Source organism: Bacillus sp. PK3_68, from assembly GCF_003600835.1.
In the GTDB taxonomy this organism is placed as follows: domain Bacteria; phylum Bacillota; class Bacilli; order Bacillales; family Domibacillaceae; genus Pseudobacillus.
Genome location: NZ_NQYC01000001.1, coordinates 3287414 through 3301092 on the forward strand (window position 1 = coordinate 3287414; position 13679 = coordinate 3301092).

Here is a 13679-nt window from a genome sequence, read left to right on the forward strand (position 1 = left end):
GTCATCCAGCACTGTATAGGTAAAAGGAGGAAAAAAAGTGTTCAAGAAAATGTTTGGCAAGAAGCAGGAACCACCAAAGACTGTTACTATACTCGCGCCAGTAAATGGCCGGCTGCTTTCTCTAAAGGAAGTACCCGATCCTGTTTTTTCGAGAAAAATGATGGGGGACGGCATGGCTATTGAACCTTCTGAAGGGAAAATTGTCTCACCTGTCAAAGGAGAGGTTGTTTTAGTGTTCCCTACGAAGCATGCTATTGGCATTAAAGCAGAGAACGGCGCAGAGCTCCTCGTTCACATTGGGTTGGAAACTGTTTCAATGAACGGTGAAGGCTTTACAACCTATGTATCAGAAGGAGACAAAGTTGAACCTGGAGATACATTAGTCACATTTGATTTGCCGCTCGTTAAGGAAAAAGCAAAAAGCATTGTCACGCCGATCGTTGTAACGAATGCAGATGATATGGAAGCGATTGAGAAAGGAAATTTCAATGAAGTCACTAATAGTCAAAGCGAGATTATGACAGTGACTTGCTCTTAAGGAATAAATCCACCGGTTCAGACTGCTGACAAACAGCTCGTCTCCTTCATTGTCAGTTACTGTCATTGATCGAGGGAAGATATATCCATTAGGCCCTGCCTATATTCTAAAACAACTGCTGAAAGAAGGTAGTTGTTTTTTTAATTAAAAAGTAGCAGAAATCCTGATAATGGGGTCATTCTCAAAAAAGTGATATGATTTATAAGAGCAAACACACGTGGAAAATGTATACAGACTAAATCTTAGCCATAGAGGTGGAAGGACAATGAGCAAGATAGATTCTCGGCTTTACGACTATTTGGTTGATCACTCGAACGATATTACAGATAAGTGGCTAGCTGCAAGAGAAGAAAAGAAAGGCTCAGTTTATTCGGCTGATGTTGATGAGTCGATAGAAGAATTACTGCGAAAACAAAATCGGTTAACTAATTTAACGGTAGCTAGCACTCTTCTTGAAGAAAAAGAGACATTTAAGAAGCAAAAAGATCAATGGGCCCGGGAAGTAGCAGAAAGCAGAGTGGACAGCAATACGCCGATTCATGAAGTGCAGGCTGCGCTTCGTTCAGCAAGAACCGTGTATTGGCATTTTGTGAAGAAGTTTGTAGAGTTAAATAAGAACGAAGTGACTCATGAGGATATTGTAAGGTGGGGAACGGTTCTGCATGCGGCGTTTGATGATCTGAATATTAAATTCTCTGAAATGTATTTTAGATTGATGATGAGAAGACTCTCGGCTCAGCAGAGTTTAATTGAAGAATTGGGCTCCCCTGTTATTCCGATTGCGGCTTCTAAAGGAATACTGCCGTTAGTTGGTGATATCGATACGGTGCGTGCCAAGAGCATTTTAGAACAAATACCTGAAAAGTGTGTAGAAGCAAAAATTTCTCATCTATTCATTGACTTATCTGGCGTATCGATTATTGACACGATGGTTGCCCATCAGATTTTTCAAATCATCCAGGTTCTAAGCTTATTGGGCATTAAGTCAACCATGACAGGAATCCGGCCAGAAATTGCTCAAACGGCCGTACAGCTGGGTATCGATTTTTCTGGAGTAGACTCATTTAGCTCCTTGCAGCAAGCATTAGGAAAGCACTCATCCGAAAAGTTAGGTGAGTGATCAGCTGATGGCAGAAAGAGCTAAGTAACGAGTCGGAAGCAAGAATGAATAATCACGAACTCAGGAGGGCTGTGCATGTTTATCGCTGGACAAAAGGATATGCAGCAGATGGATGAGTATACAATAGGAAAGATTGGGCTTCCCGGTGTTGTCTTGATGGAAAACGCGGGAGCGAAGATAGCTGAAGAGGTTCTTTCAGCTTCTTGCTACGAGCATTCGAAAGTAATTGTGCTCGCCGGGGGAGGAAACAATGGCGGAGATGGTTTTGTCGTTACCCGCAAGCTATTTGATCAAGGGCTGAAGCCTCTTCTTTGCCTGTTGGTCAACCCTGAACGTGTAAAAGGTGATGCCAAAATCCATCTGGAAGCCTATGTTAACCGGGGACTGCCCATTTTTTATCTTCATGAGCAAGGATTGGACAGGCTTCAAAATCATTTAAACGAGGCTGATATTATTGTAGATGCGATGTTAGGAACGGGGATAAATGGCCCGGTCAGAGAGCCTTTTCTTCAAGTGATTTCCATGGTCAACGAGCATGCTGGAAAGCGCTGCATTATCTCTATTGATCTCCCATCAGGTCTAAATAGTGATAACGGAAAAGTAGAGGGGGCAGCTGTGCAAGCTTCTAAGACGATCAGCTTTGTATTCCCGAAAAAAGGATTCTTTTTGAATGATGGTCCGGATTGCATTGGAGAATGGAAGGCAGTGGATATTTCTGTTCCACCTTCAGCGGCACCCATTCTAGGCCTCTCGATGCCACGGTTAATTACCGAATCGCTCGTCAGGGCCAGCCTGCCGAGACGGCCGGCAACTGGCCATAAGGGAACGTTCGGTCATGTTCTTGTAGCAGGGGGCTCCCGCCAGTACATAGGGGCACCTGTTTTTTCAGCTATAGCATCGCTGCGCAGCGGGGCCGGGTTAACCACGATGGCTGTACCCGAAAACATTTATCCAATGGTTGCAGCCAAGCATCCAGAACTATTATTTTTGCCGTTGCCAGAAAAGAATGGTCATTTTTCAATAGAAGCGATTAGTGAAATGGCCCCACGCCTTCATGAATTTGACAGTATAGCCGTTGGCCCTGGAATGAGCCGGTTTTCTGACGGTGAAAAATGGATTCGGAAATTAATAAAGTCCCTGCCTTCCCAGCCCGTTGTCGTGGATGCAGATGCTTTATATTTAATTCGGAATGAATGGGATATTGTACGTGAGTATGAGGGCCATGTCATTTTTACACCTCATCCAGGAGAAATGGCTAGATTATTAAATACAACGGTTAAAGAAATTGAGGCTGACCGCCTTGGGATAGCCAGCGCTTTTGCTGAAGAGCACCAGCTTTATTTATTGCTGAAAGGGCACCGTTCCGTTATTGCTACACCGAACGGGGAAGTATATATTAATCCAATTGGCAACAGTGCACTTGGAAAGGGCGGGAGCGGTGATGTGCTGACCGGAATGATTGCCTCCTTTCTTGCCCAAGGAGCCCAGCCTTTAGAGGCGCTCATTTCGGCCAGTTATTTGCATGCAAGATCAGGGGAGGAAAAAGCTAAAGCTCTATCTCATTATGGAGTGATGCCTTTCGATATGATCGATGGGGTGTGTGAGCAGCTTAGGGAAATAGAGCAACGAGAATCGCAGCCATAAAAAAGGAGTACTAAAGTGAGAAACTTTAGTACTCCTTTTTATTAACAAAATGTATCTGTTGATTTTGGGTTCTTTAATCCAAAAAGCGGCCGGATAAATAAGGCTGCACACGTACCCAGCATAGCCATAACCATCCACACCCAGCCATGAAGGCTAAAGGAGGCAATCCCGCCGAAATAAGCTCCGATATTACATCCGAAGGCGAGACGGGAGCCGTAACCCATTAACAGTCCGCCTACGATGGCAGCTGCAGCGACTTTCGGCTGAATTTTTTTCGGCTTGAACGTTCCCTGGAAAGCGGCTGAAATAAAAGCGCCTAAAATAATCCCGAAATTCATCACGCTTGTAGAATCGGCTAGAACGGTTTGTTTAAGCGCCTCACCATTAGGGCCTGAGAAAAAGCCCCAGCTTGATACATCCACTCCCATAGCCATAAGCGCTTTGCCGCCCCAAAGAGCGAAAGCAGAAGTAATGCCCCATGGAGTTCCTCTAACAGTCAAGGTTAGTGCATTTAGCAAAGCCAATACAACGGCGGCTGTGATCAATGGCCAAGAGCCACGAAACACTTTTTTCCATCCGGTAGTAGTTGGCAGAGGCTTCATCATTGGTGGGTTTTTCTTCTTGGCGATTTGCACGGTGATCCAATAGATCGCTGCAAAAAGAATTAATTGAATGGCCAAAGCTCCAAAGTAACCTAGTCCAGTTGATTCAGCTAAGGAAATAGGCGGCAGTGAAGGCGTGTCCTCCATCCAAAAAGTAAAATGGTAAGCGCCTAGAACAGAGCCTGCAATAAAAGCAAGAAGTGTTAACAACATTGAAGAGGCTCCGCCACCTACTTGATACAATGTTCCAGAGGCACAGCCGTTTCCGAGCTGCATGCCAATTCCGAAAATAAATGAACCGAAGATTAAGCTTGTACCAACCGGCGACACATAGCCCGCAGGTGTGACACCGGTAAAGCTAAAACCCGTTCCTAGTATAATGGCGAACAGGGCGGAAGCAATCGCCAGCATAATCATATGCGCCTGCAGTCCTTGAACGTTTCCAACCGACATTAACCGGCGGAAAGCAGAAGTGAAACCGAAGCGGGCATATAATAGGGTAACCCCTAAGGCAATGCCGATGATAAATAAGGTTCCCTGTGTCCAGCTTGTCATACTTACAATAGAAGCCAAAAGAATGATTGCTATAAGAATACCGACTAATGCCAACGGCTTTTGCATCGGATTTAGCCGGGTAACGACCGTCGTTGATTGATGATCCCAATTTGGCGGCGGTGTAGGTAAAGTTGTTTGTGTCAATTATTCCACCTCTTATCCTATTTAAATAGTTGGGATTAACGTTAATTATAATAACTCTTTTTTGACGAAATGTAAATAGAGTGTGAGATTCCTTTTCGTTACTCAGTTGGAAGCTACTTGAATGATCTATAAAAGCTTAATTAGCTATAGGCAGGAATGGTAATCAGCGATTATAGCCGAATCATTAAAAAATGGTGATGCAGAAGTAGAACAAGGAAGCGGGCAAATACAGACATCCGGCGAGATGATCGATAAAGTTAATTCAGCTGTAACGGAGATGGTTAACAGTATTAAAACCGTTTCGAACAATTTATCCGATAGTACAGTAAGCGCCTGGAGCATGACTGATTGTGTAGAAGAAATAGCATTGGTTGGGGAAGAAGCGATGGCAGGGGGAAAGGAGACAGCCGATTCAACCCAACAGTCGAGCGCCACGATGGAAGAGGTGGCGGCAGGATCAAGACAGCTGGCAATATTAGCTGAGGTAACGAACGGATGAGTTGGGAAGTTTAAAGTTTAAACGAATATATAAAGTCTTTTATTCAGCTTCTTCTTGATTGTTAGTCGTTTTAAAGAAGCTGCTAGGTAATGTGATTGGCAATTGTCTTCCAAAATTTCGCGAACTCTTGTATATTCATAGTGTATAAGAGAAAAGAGGATGAATAAAGAGAGAATGCAAAGAAAGGCTTTCTAAAAATGAGTAATTACTGCTGTTTCTTAAAGGCTAAAGGAGGAGAGGAAATGGAGCCCTTTTTAAAGAAGGTCTTTGTTGGCTTGCCGAAAACAATCGGAGAAAAAGAGGCCGAGAACCCAATGGAACGAGAGTGGAGAAGCGGAATTTTTAAAGAGCCCGTGCAAGGTCCCATTTGGCTTGGAAAAACAAAATTAACGGGAGATGGACAAGCCGATTTAAAAAATCACGGCGGCCTTGAAAAAGCTATATTTGCTTATCCTGTTGAACATTATTCTTATTGGGAGAAGGAGCTTGGAACACATCGGCTAGTTCCGGGCGGCATGGGCGAAAATTTCTTAATGGAACATCGAACAGAAGAGGGAATTGCAATTGGGGATACGTTCCAAATTGGGGAGGCCGTTGTGCAAGTATCACAGCCAAGGCAGCCCTGCTGGAAGCCGGCACGCCGCTTTGGAATAAAGAATTTGGCATTATTGCTGCAAAATACCGGAAAGACCGGCTGGTATTTTCGTGTGCTAAAGGAAGGCTATGTAGAAAAAGGCCAGAGCTTTACTTTATTGGAGCGTCCACTTCCGCAATGGACCGTTGCAAGGTGCAATGAAATAATGCATGTAGAGAAGCAAAATATAGAAGGAGCAAGTGAGTTGGCACAATGTGGCTTGCTTGCGCCCAACTGGAGGAAAACATTAAATAAGCGTGTGGAAAAAGGAGAATTTTCCGATATACGAAAGAGAGTTTTTGGACCGAATGAATAATGAAGATCACCGGCAAAGCCGGTGATCCAAGGCTGTTGAGAAACTCCCGCTGTCTTTATTGCTCATAATAATCAGTTCACTTTACGTTTGTTGCTTCCACATTCACTCGGCCTGAGAAGAAGACAGCTCCGCCGCCCATATCCGCTATCCGGTCCGGTGTCAAAGAATTGACAAGGTGTTTCTTTCCAGAAATGTCTGACCAGAGCCCTTGGCTTACCACAACACCCGGCAATACTTGGTTGCCTATAGACGCCGTTAACTCACATTCTCCTCGATTATTCCATATGCGAACTATCATGCCATCTTTAATTTCTAATCGGTCGGCATCGTGCTGGTTCATAAATAACTTAGGTGTTTTTTCGAGTTTTATATGCTTCTCATTATTAGAAAAAGTAGAATTTAAAAAGTTATGATTCGGTCCAGGCACAAAGAGAAAAGGAAAATCTGGCTCCTGTACTAACGGTGTGTATGTAGGAAGAGCCGGGTGGCCATCTGCCTCCATCTTTTCAGAATACAATTCGATTTTACCACTAGGTGTGCCTAAGTTGTTTAACGGTTTACTTATATTTCTTGCCTTCACAAAGCGCCGGTTCTTAAGCTCGTCATAGGTAATAACAGGGAAGTAAGGATTATCTACATTACTTATCGCTTGTTCAATTAACTGTTCATCGGTGTCTTTAAAGGCCTGCTCATCAAATCCCATTGCCTCTGCCAATAAACGGAAAACCTCAGGGTTCGATTTACTTTCTCCATAAGGAGGGATGACCGGTTCCTGTAAATGAAGATAGTTGTGCCAATAAGATGTATACAAATCTGTGGTTTCAAAAGAGGATGTCGCTGGCAACACAATGTCAGCAAACATGGCTGTCTCTGTTAAAAATAGATCATGCACAACAGTGAACAGGTCGTCCCGTGCTAATCCGGCCCGGACTTTATTGCCCTCTGGTGCTACAACGGCTGGATTGGAATTATAGACAAATAACGAACGAATCGGCCTCTCCAGCTCGAGCAGGGCGTTTCCCAGAAGGTTCATATTGATGACCCGCGCTGGTTGTTTTAAAAGGTCCGGGCGTTGCAGTGCTCTCGTATTATAAGCTAGGTAACCAGAATTTGATTTAAGGGCACCGCCACCTTTTACTCGCCACTGTCCTGTTAAAGCAGGCAGGCAGGCGATCGTACGGACGATCATTCCACCATTATCATGGTGCTGCAAGCCGTTGCCAATACGGATCATGGAAGGAGAAGCAGTGCCATACATGCGAGCCAGTTTATATATATCATCAACAGGAACGCCTGTGATGTCGGAGACAGTCTGTGGCTCGTAGAGTTCTACATGCTTCTCGAGTTCCGCGCATCCAACGGTATATTCTTGTAGGAATGAGCGGTCAACTAAATTTTCCTTATAAAGGATATGCATAATGCCGAGTGCAAGAGCGCCGTCTGTGCCGGGAAGGATGGGGATGAACCAGTCAGCCATCCTTCCTGTCTGGTTTTTGTGAACATCAATGACAACAATTTTTGCTCCATTTTTACGTGCTTTTTGTGCAATCGCCATTTGATGCATGTTTGTGCTGACGGCATTGATGCCCCAGATAACAAATAATTTGGTTTCTTCCATTTCCGCAGGGTCCGTTCCGTAGCTTCCGCCCATTGTATAGCTGTATCCCACAGAGCCGGCAATAGAGCAGATCGTCCGGTCAAGCTGACTTGAACCAAGGTGATAAAAGAAGCGTCGGTCCATGCCTTCTGCACTCAACTTTCCCATATTTCCATAAAAGCTGTACGGAAGAATCGACTCAGGGCCTTCCGCGGTAATAAGTTTCTTCCATTGGGAGGCAATCGTTTCAATCGCTTCCTGCCAGCTGATAGGAACAAACTTGCCTTCTCCTTTTTTTCCAGTGCGCTTTAACGGTGTTTTTATTCTCTTGTGATCGTAGAGGCGTTCGCCCATATTCCTTACTTTATTGCAAATATTCCCCTTCGTTATTGGATGTTGGGGATCACCTGCAATTTTTACGATCTTCCCATCTTTTTTATGTATAAACAGCCCGCATTGGTCCGGACAGTCAAGCGAACAAACTGAAGGGACCACACCATTTTCTATGTCGATATATGATTGCATATTCAGTATCCCCCATCATAAAGATTACTTTTCCGATTATAACACAGTAATGGAACATTTAGAATGTTATGAAAAGTTAATTGCTTTCTTTTGATTTATTTCCTATTCTCTATTTGAAATAAGCTATATTTGATGGCATCGTTCGCTTTCTTTTCTGTAAAGGCTTCTATCGGCATAAAAGATTGAATAGTCTACTTATTAAAAAAACATTGACACGTCTTGGAGAACGTGGCATAATCCTAGTGAAGTTATAGGAATATAAAAATACGAAATAAACTCTTATCAAGAGCAGGCGGAGGGATGAGCCCTATGAAGCCCGGCAACCGGCTTATTTTAAGTACGGTGCTAATTCTTACAGCATAAACGCTGGAAGATAAGAAGTTGTGTTTATTAAAACCTCTTCTTATTGAAGAGGTTTTTTGTTTGTTACAAAAACATAAATATAAATTTTAGTTGTACAGTAAAAGGAAAGAAGTGGTGGCACCTTGAGAAAACCCGTCATATTTTGTGACTTTGATGGTACAGTGACTAAAAAAGATAACATCATTAGCATTATGAAGCAATTTGCTCCGCCTGAGTGGGAGAAATGGAAAGACGGGGTGCTTTCCCAATCTGTCAGCATTCAGGAAGGCGTCGGAAACATGTTTGCGCTTCTCCCATCTTCCCTTCGAAAAGACATTGTTGAGTATGTTGTAAATACGGCGCAGATTAGAGAAGGGTTCGGCGAGTTTGTGCAATATACGAAAAGCCAGGGGATTCCCCTTTATATTGTCAGCGGGGGCATTGACTTTTTTGTAAAACCGATGCTTGAGCCGTTCGATTCTATTGCTGGACTGTATTGTAATGAAGCAGATTTCAGCGGGGAGAATATTCATATTCGCTGGCCGCACGGTTGTGATCAAGAATGCCCGAATCAAAATTGTGGTTGCTGCAAACCAGCCATCATTCGCCATACTGCAAATTCGAATATGTACAGCGTTGTGATTGGTGATTCAGTGACAGACTTACAAGCAGCAAAAATTGCCGATTCTGTTATTGCTAGAGATTACTTATTGGAAAAGTGCAAAGAACTTTCTATTCCTTTTCAGTCATTTGAAACATTTTATGATTGCATTGAAATTTTAGAGAAACTAAAAGTAAACATAAAGTAAGCAGCTGTGCTTTTGACAGACTAATAGATAAATTTGGAATATTTATAAAAAATAAGGAGGGATAGTCATGACAACTATCAAAATTCAGGGAACAAATGAAGTGATTGAACAACAAGAAGAGGTAGTCTCCTTTTTGCAGCAGCAGGACGTTATTTATGAGCATTGGGACATTTCAAAACTTCCTGCACATTTACAAGAAAAATATATTCTAAGCGATGAAGAGAAACAGGAGATTTTAGATGCTTTTGAGACGGAAATTAAAGACATCTCCGAAAGACGAGGGTACCAAGCGTGGGATGTGATCTCATTAGCGGACCATACTCCAAATCTAGAGGAGCTATTGAAAAACTTCCAGCGTGAACACCATCATACAGATGATGAAGTCCGGTTTATTGCAAGCGGACACGGTGTTTTTGTTATCCAAGGAAAGGATGGCCGGTTCTTTGAAGTGCATCTGAATCCAGGAGATCTTATTTCAGTCCCTGAAAGTGTCCGTCATTACTTTACCTTATCTGACGACCGTAAAGTAGTTGCCGTCCGCATTTTCGTAACAGAAGAGGGCTGGGTGCCAGTCTACTAAAACCTAATGAACAAAGTCACAGAATGACAGAGGAGGACAATTGCATGGGTGTAACAGCTACTTATCTGTTCCCGTCACATTCTGATCAGGAAAAAAAAGCAGAGCAATATGCTTTAGGCCTCACGGTCGGTTCTTGGACAGATATTCCACATCTTGAGCGGCAGCAATTACAAAAAAATAAAGGAGAAGTTGTATCAGTAGAAAAAGGAGAGGAAAAGGATACGGTAAAGATTCATTATCCATCCGCCAATTTTTCCGCTGATCTTCCCGCTATTTTAACTACCGTATATGGGAAGCTTTCTTTCTTTGAAGGCCATGAGTTAATTGACCTAACATTTGATGATGAACTGCTCTCTCAATTCCCCGGTCCGCGGTTTGGAGTGAAAGGTGTGAGAGAGCAGTTAAATATATACGATCGCCCGTTATTAATGGCGATTTTTAAGGGAGTCATGGGAAGGGATCTGTCCTTTTTCTCTTCTCAATTGGAGGACCTGCTTGCAGGAGGCATTGACCTGATTAAGGACGATGAGATTCTTTTTGACAATGAACTTACACCCTTTGAAAAGAGAATAACAACGGCCAAAGAAATTATTGGCCGTCATTCCGAGAATACAGGTCAACGTGCTTTATATGCGGTGAATTTATCAGGGAGGTCAAATAGACTTCATGAAAAAGCAGAGCGGGCACAGGAGTTGGGAGCGAATGCACTGTTGTTTAACGTTCACGCTTATGGATTAGATACGCTACAAACTTTGCGTGAAAACAACAACATTCGTTTGCCAATTATGGCTCACTCGGCTTTATCGGGTGTGTTGGCCGGACAGCCTGGTGGCTACTCCTATGCCTTGCTGGTAGGGAAATTGACGCGTATGACAGGCGGGGATTTCTCTTTATTTCCAAGCCCGTATGGCAATGTAGCGATCCCGTCAGCTGACGCCTTGGCGATTGGCAAGGCGCTTACGGAAGGAAGCCACTTTGAACAAACATTTTCTGTGCCTTCAGCCGGCATTCATCCAGGAATGGTGCCGCAGCTGTTAGGGGATTTCGGTAAAGAAAGTTTAATTATTAATGCAGGGGGAGGCGTATTCGGCCATCCGGATGGCCCGATAAATGGTGCACAAGCATTTCGGGCTGCAATTGATGCAAGTGTAAACGATATCTCATTGTTCGAAGCTGCTGAAACATCAGCGCCTCTAAAACGTGCTATTGAAGAATGGGGAGTTATAGCTAATTCCTAGGTTGCCTTTCCGGTTTTGGAGATACTTTATAAAAAGATCTTGACAGTTTTTGATGAACGTGACATAATCCTAGTAAATTTATGCGAATAATTAATTTAATAATTCTATCTTATCAAGAGCAGGCGGAGGGATGAGCCCTATGAAGCCCGGCAACCGACTTACCTAAGCACGGTGCTAATTCTCACAGCAGCAATGCTGAAAGATAAGAAGTTGTTTTTTTTTGAAAACCTCTTCTTATCGAAGAGGTTTTTTTGCAGAGAGGAAGTTGATGGAGATTGAGTATATTTATCACTCGTGCTCATGAATTGGCAGATATTAAAGATGAACTAGCGGCACGCGATTGGTTTATGGGGACCAGCGGAAACCTAGCAATAAAAGTTCAAGATGAGCCGCTGCAATTTCTTGTAACAGCCAGTGGAAAAGATAAACGAAAAAGAACAGCCGAAGATTTTTTAATCGTTGATAAAGAAGGAAATCCGATTGGTGAAACGAATGTCAAACCATCGGCTGAGACCCTGCTTCATTGTGAAATTTATGGAAGATCGAATGCCGGATGCAGCCTTCATGTTCATACGGTAGCTAACAATGTGATTTCTGAAATTTATGGTGATGAAGGAAAAGTCGTCTTCAAAGGACAGGAACTGATCAAAGCATTTGGCCGCTGGGAGGAAGACGCGGAGTGGGAAATTCCTATTATTTATAACTATGCTCATATCCCGACGCTGGCAGCTGCCATGACTCCATTCATAAAGGAAGACAAGGGAGCGGTGCTTATCCGGAACCATGGGATTACTGTCTGGGGAAGAGATGGGTTTGAAGCAAAGAAAGTGCTTGAAGCATGCGAGTTTCTATTTCAGTATCAGCTCACCCTTCTTCAAGCAAAGGCAAATCTACAGGCGGTCAAATAACCGTAAAGAAAGGTGGGGAAAGAAGTTGATTAAGAGAATTGAGCATGCAGGAATCATGGTGAAGAATTTGGAAAAATCAATCGCATTTTATACAGATATAATCGGCTTTCAACTTTTGGGGCGTCTTGACCATCCAAACGGCCGAATAAAAATTGCCTTTATTGGAACAGAAGGTACGGATGGCACGCAAATTGAGCTGTTGGAAGGTTATAATGATTCGCTGCCGGCCGAAGGAAAAGTTCATCATCTTGCTTTGAAGGTGGATGGGATTGAAGAAGAGATTGCAAGATTGAAGGAAGCGGGTGTCCGTTTCATTGATGAGGAAATTACAACGCTGCCGAATGGCTCCCGCTATATGTTCTTTGAAGGGCCGGATGGCGAGTGGCTTGAATTATTCGAAACTAATTAATTTACAGAAAACATCAGGGGGAGTTTAGGATGAGAAAGATATTTAAGAAACTGGCCGTATCCGGCTTAACTTTAACATTGCTGCTGACGGGCTGTTCAGGGGGCGAACAAGGTGCTTCGTCAAACGAAAAGAAGCCAGGAAAGATTGAAAATGTACCTGAGAGATTTGCAAATGGTGAAGAAGTAAAGGTAAAGGTCATCCGTAAAATTGGCGGCGATGATCATACAGCGCAATTTTTAGCAGGCGCAAAAAAAGAGGGGGAGGATCTCGGTTTCAAAGTGGATGTCTTCACAGCAAACGGTGACACAGCGAAGTTCCACGATGCCATTGAACAAGCTGCCAATCAGGACTATGACGGAGTAGTTATCTCTCATGGAGATGATGCAGCAACAGTAGATGCTGTGAAAAAGCTAAGAGAGAAAGGCAAGAGTGTTGTCACCTTTGATTCTGTGGAAGATTTAAAGAGCGTAGACGGTGTGACACTAACTTCTCAAGATGATAAAGCATTGGCCACTTTGAGCTTGGACCAATTGGTGAAGGATTTCAATGGCAAAGCAAAAATTGCTTACCTGTGGGTAGACGGTTTCCCGCCAATGGTTCGCCGGAATGCCGTATATGAAGAAACTTTAAAGAAAAATTCAGGCATTAAAGAGGTAGAAAGATTCGGAGTAGCGGCTGCCGATACATCCGTTCAAACACAAAATGCTGTTCAAGCCATGCTGAAGAAATATCCGAAAGGAAAGTTGGATGCCATTTATGCCACATGGGATGCATTCGCCATCGGAGCCGCGCGTGCAATTAAAGAAGCAGGTCGCGATGAAGTGAAAATTTATGGAATTGATGTTTCAAATGCCGATTTACAACTCATGCAGGAAAAAGGAAGCTCCTGGAAGTATACAGCCGCAGTAGATCCGGCGCTGATCGGAAAAATTGATATGAGAATTTTGGCGAAGAAACTTGCAGGAGAAGAAACACCGCAAGAATATGCATTAGATGCCAGTTTAATTTCGCAAAAAGAATTATCTTCCTCTAAAGAGCCGGTGAATATGGAAAGCTTAAAGAACGTTGTTCCGAACTGGGGAAAATCGGATGAATTTGAAGAAGAGTGGATGAAGACATTGAAAGAACATTATTAAGAAAAAAGAGCATTCGCTTAGTTTTTAGCGGATGCTTCCGTTTTTCTTAATTGCCATACCCATTTCATGAGAAGGGAACGAAC

General features: G+C 43.3%; 13 protein-coding genes and 2 riboswitches. Of the genes, 11 read left to right on the forward strand and 2 right to left on the reverse strand.

What is annotated here, in order from left to right:
- The first annotated feature begins 37 nt into the window (after positions 1–37).
- The 3 genes from CJ483_RS16605 (at position 38) to CJ483_RS16615 (ending at position 3302) form a co-directional block, all read left to right on the forward strand.
- A complete protein-coding gene (locus CJ483_RS16605) occupies positions 38–538 on the forward strand; it encodes a PTS sugar transporter subunit IIA (RefSeq protein WP_259455693.1) in 501 nt (166 codons plus the stop codon).
- Between the two features lie 265 nt (positions 539–803).
- Complete coding sequence (locus CJ483_RS16610) at positions 804–1658, forward strand: STAS domain-containing protein (protein ID WP_120036235.1); 855 nt, start codon at positions 804–806, stop codon at positions 1656–1658.
- Between the two features lie 75 nt (positions 1659–1733).
- Positions 1734–3302, forward strand: a complete 1569-nt coding sequence (locus CJ483_RS16615; RefSeq protein WP_120036236.1) for an NAD(P)H-hydrate dehydratase — start codon at positions 1734–1736, stop codon at positions 3300–3302.
- A 41-nt stretch (positions 3303–3343) separates the two neighbouring features.
- Here the strand turns inward: CJ483_RS16615 and CJ483_RS16620 are convergent, their stop codons facing one another.
- Positions 3344–4525, reverse strand: coding sequence for a YeeE/YedE family protein (locus tag CJ483_RS16620; RefSeq protein WP_120038107.1), 1182 nt, complete (start codon positions 4523–4525; stop codon positions 3344–3346).
- A gap of 355 nt (positions 4526–4880) precedes the next feature.
- On the opposite strand from CJ483_RS16620, the gene CJ483_RS16625 reads away from it, so the two are divergent.
- On the forward strand, positions 4881–5102 hold the full coding sequence (locus tag CJ483_RS16625) for a hypothetical protein (RefSeq protein ID WP_142927238.1): 222 nt from the start codon (positions 4881–4883) through the stop codon (positions 5100–5102).
- Between the two features lie 242 nt (positions 5103–5344).
- Entirely contained in the window at positions 5345–6052 is a 708-nt protein-coding gene (locus CJ483_RS16630) for an MOSC domain-containing protein (RefSeq protein WP_120036238.1), read from the forward strand.
- Positions 6053–6128: 76 nt separating this feature from the next.
- On the opposite strand, the gene CJ483_RS16635 is transcribed toward CJ483_RS16630, so the two are convergent.
- Complete coding sequence (locus CJ483_RS16635) at positions 6129–8174, reverse strand: molybdopterin oxidoreductase family protein (RefSeq protein WP_120036239.1); 2046 nt, start codon at positions 8172–8174, stop codon at positions 6129–6131.
- 276 nt (positions 8175–8450) lie between these two features.
- A riboswitch (SAM riboswitch) is annotated at positions 8451–8554 on the forward strand.
- Between the two features lie 105 nt (positions 8555–8659).
- Between CJ483_RS16635 and CJ483_RS16640 the strand changes: the two genes are divergently transcribed.
- From CJ483_RS16640 to CJ483_RS16665, 6 genes are all read left to right on the forward strand, one after another.
- Positions 8660–9325 (forward strand): 2-hydroxy-3-keto-5-methylthiopentenyl-1-phosphate phosphatase, encoded by a 666-nt coding sequence (locus tag CJ483_RS16640; RefSeq protein WP_120036240.1) that lies wholly within the window; start codon positions 8660–8662, stop codon positions 9323–9325.
- A 67-nt stretch (positions 9326–9392) separates the two neighbouring features.
- A complete protein-coding gene (locus tag CJ483_RS16645; RefSeq protein WP_120036241.1) occupies positions 9393–9905 on the forward strand; it encodes a 1,2-dihydroxy-3-keto-5-methylthiopentene dioxygenase in 513 nt (170 codons plus the stop codon).
- Between the two features lie 44 nt (positions 9906–9949).
- Positions 9950–11143: a 2,3-diketo-5-methylthiopentyl-1-phosphate enolase gene (locus CJ483_RS16650; RefSeq protein WP_120036242.1), complete on the forward strand. Its 1194-nt coding sequence runs from the start codon at positions 9950–9952 to the stop codon at positions 11141–11143.
- Positions 11144–11249: 106 nt separating this feature from the next.
- A riboswitch (SAM riboswitch) is annotated at positions 11250–11352 on the forward strand.
- A 66-nt stretch (positions 11353–11418) separates the two neighbouring features.
- Positions 11419–12051, forward strand: a complete 633-nt coding sequence (locus tag CJ483_RS16655) for a methylthioribulose 1-phosphate dehydratase (protein ID WP_120036243.1) — start codon at positions 11419–11421, stop codon at positions 12049–12051.
- 25 nt (positions 12052–12076) lie between these two features.
- A complete protein-coding gene (locus CJ483_RS16660; protein ID WP_259455695.1) occupies positions 12077–12460 on the forward strand; it encodes a VOC family protein in 384 nt (127 codons plus the stop codon).
- Positions 12461–12489: 29 nt separating this feature from the next.
- Complete coding sequence (locus CJ483_RS16665) at positions 12490–13596, forward strand: sugar ABC transporter substrate-binding protein (protein WP_120036245.1); 1107 nt, start codon at positions 12490–12492, stop codon at positions 13594–13596.
- The last annotated feature ends 83 nt before the right edge of the window (positions 13597–13679 follow it).

Excerpts from the sequence above, each read along its gene's own strand:
- CJ483_RS16610 (WP_120036235.1), top strand. The coding sequence starts at position 804 with ATGAGCAAGATAGATTCTCGGCTTTACGACTATTTGGTTGATCACTCG.
- CJ483_RS16615 (WP_120036236.1), top strand. The coding sequence starts at position 1,734 with ATGTTTATCGCTGGACAAAAGGATATGCAGCAGATGGATGAGTATACA.
- CJ483_RS16620 (WP_120038107.1), bottom strand. The coding sequence starts at position 4,525 with ATGCAAAAGCCGTTGGCATTAGTCGGTATTCTTATAGCAATCATTCTT.
- CJ483_RS16625 (WP_142927238.1), top strand. The coding sequence starts at position 4,881 with ATGGTTAACAGTATTAAAACCGTTTCGAACAATTTATCCGATAGTACA.
- CJ483_RS16630 (WP_120036238.1), top strand. The coding sequence starts at position 5,345 with ATGGAGCCCTTTTTAAAGAAGGTCTTTGTTGGCTTGCCGAAAACAATC.
- CJ483_RS16635 (WP_120036239.1), bottom strand. The coding sequence starts at position 8,174 with ATGCAATCATATATCGACATAGAAAATGGTGTGGTCCCTTCAGTTTGT.
- CJ483_RS16645 (WP_120036241.1), top strand. The coding sequence starts at position 9,393 with ATGACAACTATCAAAATTCAGGGAACAAATGAAGTGATTGAACAACAA.
- CJ483_RS16650 (WP_120036242.1), top strand. The coding sequence starts at position 9,950 with ATGGGTGTAACAGCTACTTATCTGTTCCCGTCACATTCTGATCAGGAA.
- CJ483_RS16665 (WP_120036245.1), top strand. The coding sequence starts at position 12,490 with ATGAGAAAGATATTTAAGAAACTGGCCGTATCCGGCTTAACTTTAACA.